The 4,501-nt window shown below is 70.6% G+C and carries 6 protein-coding genes; 4 read left to right on the top strand and 2 right to left on the bottom strand.

All coding sequences use genetic code 11. From position 1 onward, the window contains the following. The first annotated feature begins 170 nt into the window (after positions 1-170). Positions 171-569: a ribonuclease domain-containing protein gene (locus tag FNH04_RS41970; protein WP_152791494.1), complete on the top strand. Its 399-nt coding sequence runs from the start codon at positions 171-173 to the stop codon at positions 567-569. A gap of 53 nt (positions 570-622) precedes the next feature. On the opposite strand, the gene FNH04_RS41965 is transcribed toward FNH04_RS41970, so the two are convergent. Beyond that, positions 623-826: a hypothetical protein gene (locus tag FNH04_RS41965; RefSeq protein WP_152791493.1), complete on the bottom strand. Its 204-nt coding sequence runs from the start codon at positions 824-826 to the stop codon at positions 623-625. A gap of 178 nt (positions 827-1,004) precedes the next feature. Between FNH04_RS41965 and FNH04_RS41960 the strand changes: the two genes are divergently transcribed. The 3 genes from FNH04_RS41960 to FNH04_RS41950 all read left to right on the top strand — a co-directional run bounded on the left by FNH04_RS41960 (position 1,005) and on the right by FNH04_RS41950 (position 3,377). Then, positions 1,005-2,279 (top strand): sensor histidine kinase, encoded by a 1,275-nt coding sequence (locus FNH04_RS41960; protein ID WP_386574048.1) that lies wholly within the window; start codon positions 1,005-1,007, stop codon positions 2,277-2,279. Between the two features lie 237 nt (positions 2,280-2,516). Beyond that, on the top strand, positions 2,517-3,098 hold the full coding sequence (locus FNH04_RS41955; protein WP_322725419.1) for a phosphotransferase: 582 nt from the start codon (positions 2,517-2,519) through the stop codon (positions 3,096-3,098). A gap of 75 nt (positions 3,099-3,173) precedes the next feature. Further along, the gene (locus tag FNH04_RS41950) at positions 3,174-3,377 is read left to right on the top strand and encodes a hypothetical protein (RefSeq protein WP_322725418.1); all 204 of its coding nucleotides are present in this window, start codon (positions 3,174-3,176) and stop codon (positions 3,375-3,377) included. Positions 3,378-3,405: 28 nt separating this feature from the next. Here the strand turns inward: FNH04_RS41950 and FNH04_RS41945 are convergent, their stop codons facing one another. Beyond that, the gene (locus FNH04_RS41945; RefSeq protein ID WP_322725417.1) at positions 3,406-4,434 is read right to left on the bottom strand and encodes an aldo/keto reductase; all 1,029 of its coding nucleotides are present in this window, start codon (positions 4,432-4,434) and stop codon (positions 3,406-3,408) included. Positions 4,435-4,501 lie beyond the last annotated feature (67 nt).

The raw sequence follows: 4,501 nt of genomic DNA, 5'->3' as shown, positions 1-4,501 counted from the left end.
CCCCCAGTCCCCGATCCGGTACCTCCCTTTTCCGTCCGCCCGGCCTCCCCTCCCGGGCGGACGGTGATGGACCCGGGATGGTTAACTCCCTGAAAACTTACGGGACGTGCCCGGAAAATCCCGGAACTTGTCATTGACATGCCATGGTCTACGCGCGTCATCATGGGTCCATGAGATTCCCCCCACGAATCGCTCGCGTCGGCACCGCCGCCGCCCTCCTGTCCGCCCTCCTGGTCGGCGGCGGCGCCGTCGCAGCCACGGCCGCGGACACGTCGGCGGCCGCGGTCGGCAGCATCTGCTACGGCGACCTCCCGTCCCAGGCGTACGACACGCTCGAACTGATCGAGTCGGGTGGCCCCTTCCCGTACGAGCAGGACGGAAGCGTCTTCCAGAACCGGGAAGGCATCCTGCCGAGCCAGTCCACCGGCTACTACCACGAGTACACGGTGAAGACCCCCGGCTCCTCGACGCGCGGCGCCCGCCGCGTCGTCACCGGCGAGGAGTATCAGGAGGACTACTACACCGCGGACCACTACGAGTCTTTCGACCTGATCGACTACGACTGCTGATCCGCGGCGCATCCGACGACCCGTACGCTCCGGCTGCCGGCCCCCGGCCGCGGTCAGCCGGACTCGCGGCGGTCGGCCGCCGCGAACAGTGCGAGCGCCAGGACGATCAACGCGACGCTGACATAGACCTCGTAGCCGTCGAGCGCGCTCCACCGCTGAGTGATCCCCCAGCTCAGCTTGCCCGTGAGCTCGTAGGCCAGACCGCCCGTGCCCTGCATGAGGGCGATGAACCCGAAGAACCCCAATAACTGCTTCATATCCAGAATCCTCGCCCCGCGGACCCCCCACGCCATCGGCCGCGGGGCGAGGTACGCCCTGCGGGAGTCGCTGTTCCTCGCGCGGGCGGGCGCCGAAAGTCTGCAGGCCCACGACTTTGGTCTCGCATCGGGCACGAGGGGACGTGACGGGTGCCCTCCGTGCATAGATTTGTCGACCGTGAGAGCTGACAATCCGCCCGCGGTGCTCGCGATTCCGGCCGCCCAGGAACCGCCCTGGCGGCGCTGGCTGCTGCCGTCGGCCGTGGCCGCCGCACTCGATCCGGACCAGCCGCACCGCACCGGGCCCTCCGGCCGCCCGCGGCGCACCGTACGCGACTGGATCGTCGACTTCACCGTCTTCGTGGCGGCCGTCCTCATCGGCATGGCCGGCGCGGACAGCGTCTCCAAGGAGCCCGACATCCCGGGCGCCCTAGCCGTCGTCGACCAGTGGATCGGGGCCTTCGCCTGTGCCGCGGTCTGGCTGCGGCGTCGCTGGCCGGTGGGCCTCGCCGTGGCGATGGTGCCGGTCTGTTTCCTCTCGAACACGGCGGGCGGCGCGGGCCTCGTCGCGTTCTTCACACTCGCCGTGCACCGCCCGTTCCGGTACAGCGCCTTGATCGGCGGCATCTCCTTCGTGCTCACCCCGCTCTTCTTCTGGTGGCGCCCCGATCCTGATCTGCCCTACCTGGCCAGTGTCGTCCTCACGGTCCTGCTCGGCGCGGCGATCACCGGCTGGGGCATGTTCGTCCGCGCCAAACGGCAGCTCATGCTGAGCCTGAGGGACCGTGCCCGGCGCGCCGAGACGGAGGCCGTACTCCGGGTCGAACAGGCGCAGCGGCTCGCGCGGGAGGCGATCGCGCGCGAGATGCACGACGTCCTGGCCCACCGCCTCACTCTGCTGAGCGTGCACGCGGGCGCACTGGAGTTCCGGTCCGACGCGCCCCACGAGGAGGTCGCCCGGGCGGCGGGTGTCATCCGCGAGAGCGCGCACGAGGCGCTGCAGGACCTGAGGGAGATCATCGGTGTGCTGCGCGCGGGCGATCCCGACGACGCGGGCCGCCCCCAGCCGACGCTCGCCGCCCTCGACACGCTGGTCTCCGAGTCCCGGGAGGCCGGTATGAAGGTCGTCCTGGACAACAACGTCACCGAGCCCGCAGCGGTCCCCGCCTCGGTCGGCCGCACCGTGTACCGCATCGCCCAGGAAGGCCTGACCAACGCCCGCAAGCACGCACCCGGAGCGGAGGTCACCGTGTCCGCCGCGGGCGCCCCGGGCGAGGGGCTCACCATCACCGTACGGAATCCCGCGCCTCCCGGAGACGTTCCGCCCGTCCCCGGCTCCGGCCAGGGCCTCATCGGCCTCACCGAGCGTGCCACGCTGGCCGGCGGCCGCCTGGAGCACGGCGCCGAGGAAGACGGCGGATTCCAGGTACGGGCGTGGCTCCCCTGGGACTGACCGTATGGAAACCCCCCCATGTCCTTCCCGGTCCTTCCCACTCATTGAGAATTCGAGGCAACGATCGGGCAGGGTGGAGGGATGCCTGAGTCGTCCTTGCCAGGAGGTTTCGTCAATGCCGTCGTGCGGGTCGGGGACACAGTGCGCCGTCCGGCCTCTGCTCGCACGAGGTTCGTGGGTGATCTGCTGAGGTTGCTCGAAGTCGGTGGCTGGAGCGGAGCTCCGCGCTGTCTCGGCGTGGACGAGAAGGGCCGCGAAGTGCTCAGTTACCTTGCCGGCCATGTGGCGTGGGAGCCGCGACAGCCTGCTGCCGTGTCGTCGGACGAGAGTCTGGTGGCGGTCGCCCGGCTGGTGCGCGAGTTCCACGACCTGACGGCCTGCACCCCACTGGCCGGAGACCACGAGGTCGTGTGTCACAACGACCTGTCGCCCAAGAACACGGTCTACCGGCCGGTCAGTGGCGCGCTTCGGCCGGTGGCGTTCATCGACTGGGACCTTGCGGCGCCAGGCGCCCGGATCCATGACATCGCTCATGTCTGCTGGCAGTACCTCGGTCTCGGCCCTGCCGTGGTCGACGTCGGGGAGGCGGCCCGCCGCATGAGGCTGATCGCTGACAGCTACGAGTTGTCGGACCGGCAACGCCTTGTGTCCACGGTCCTGTGGTGGCAGGACAGGTGCTGGCGGGGCATCGAGGCCGGCGCCGACGCGGGTGACGTGGCCATGGTCCGGCTTCGTGATGCCGGGGTGGTGAGGGAAGTTCAGCGGGCCTGTCAGTGGGTTTCCGATCATCAGGGTGCTTTGGAAGGCGCACTGCGGTGAGCGCGTGGCGGGCGTGTCGACGAGACGCTCCGCGAGCGCCATGAGGGCTTCGCGGTCGCCTTCGACACGGCGGACGTGCACGCGACGCTGCCCGCGCTGCTCAGGGGCGTCCTGGTGTGGGAGTTCGCGGCCGTCAGCCTGGTCATGGGAGGGCTGCCGCCCGGTCCGCCCCTGGTCCGGTACGCGGCCGTACCGGGCGGTCCCGTCTCGGTGACGGCCGTCGCCTGGTGGGAGATCCGGCAGCTGCGACTCCGGTACGGCGTGACACTGCGCGGCTGAGCCGGGCCGGGGGTGCCCCGTACGGGTCTCAGGGTGTACGGGGCACCACGCGCTGTCCGGCCGCCCCGTACACCCACGCCGACGTGTCGTCGATGAACTCGGCGGGGAAACCGAGGCGGAAGTCCGCGGCCGCCTCCAGCCGGACCAGGACCTCGTCGGGCAGGACGAGCCCGGCCGCGCCGAGGTTGTCCGTGAGCTGCTCGACCCGGCGGGCGCCCAGGATCGGGTGGACGGCGGGCGACTGGGCCATGGTCCAGGCGATGGCCACCTGGGCGGGGGACGCGCCGAGTTCGTCGGCGGCCTCCTGCACGGCTTCCGCCACGGCGCGCTCGCGGTCACCGACCGCGTCGGCCGACAGCCGGGTCGTGGTCCCCGGACCCACCCCGCCGGGGCGGGTGTACTTGCCGGACAGGATGCCGTTCTGCAGCGGGCTCCAGGCCGCCACCGACATGCCGAACGCCTCGGCCATCGGCAGCAGTTCACGCTCGACGTCCCGGTTGAGCAGGCTGTACGGCACCTGGAGCGCCGACAGCGGACTCCAGCCCCGCCACTCCGCGAGGGTGTTGGCCCGCGCGACCACCCAGGCCGGGGCGTCCGAGATCCCGACGTACAGCACCTTCCCGGACCGTACGGCGTCGTCGAGGGCGCGCATGGTCTCCTCGACGGGCGTGTTCCGGTCCCAGATGTGGACCCAGTAGACGTCGACGTAGTCGGTGCCCAGGCGGCGCAGGCTGGTCTCCAGCGACAGCGTGAGGTTCTTGCGGTGGTTGCCCGCGGCGTTCGGGTCGGAACCGTCGCGCGAGACCGTGTACTTGGTGGACAGCACGAAACGGTCACGCTGCCCCTTGAGCAGCTCCCCGACGATCCGCTCGCTCTCCCCGCCCCGGTAGTTGACCGCAGTGTCGATCACATTGCCGCCGGCCGCCGCGTACGCGTCGAGCATCCGCGCACACTCCTCCTTGGGCGCCCCCACGCCGCCCTGCTCGCCGAACGTCATGGCACCGAGGAACAACTCGGACACGCGGAGCCCGGTCCGCCCCAGAAGTCGATAACGCACGGAACACCTTTGGCAGTTGACGATGGTGGCGATGACTGGGACCGACCTTAACGGCTGGGGGGGAGGG

The organism is Streptomyces phyllanthi (assembly GCF_009377205.1).
Taxonomy (GTDB): Bacteria; Actinomycetota; Actinomycetes; order Streptomycetales; family Streptomycetaceae; genus Streptomyces; species Streptomyces phyllanthi.
The sequence above is the reverse complement of the archived record's forward strand: the minus strand, read 5'-3'. Positions and strand labels throughout refer to the sequence as shown.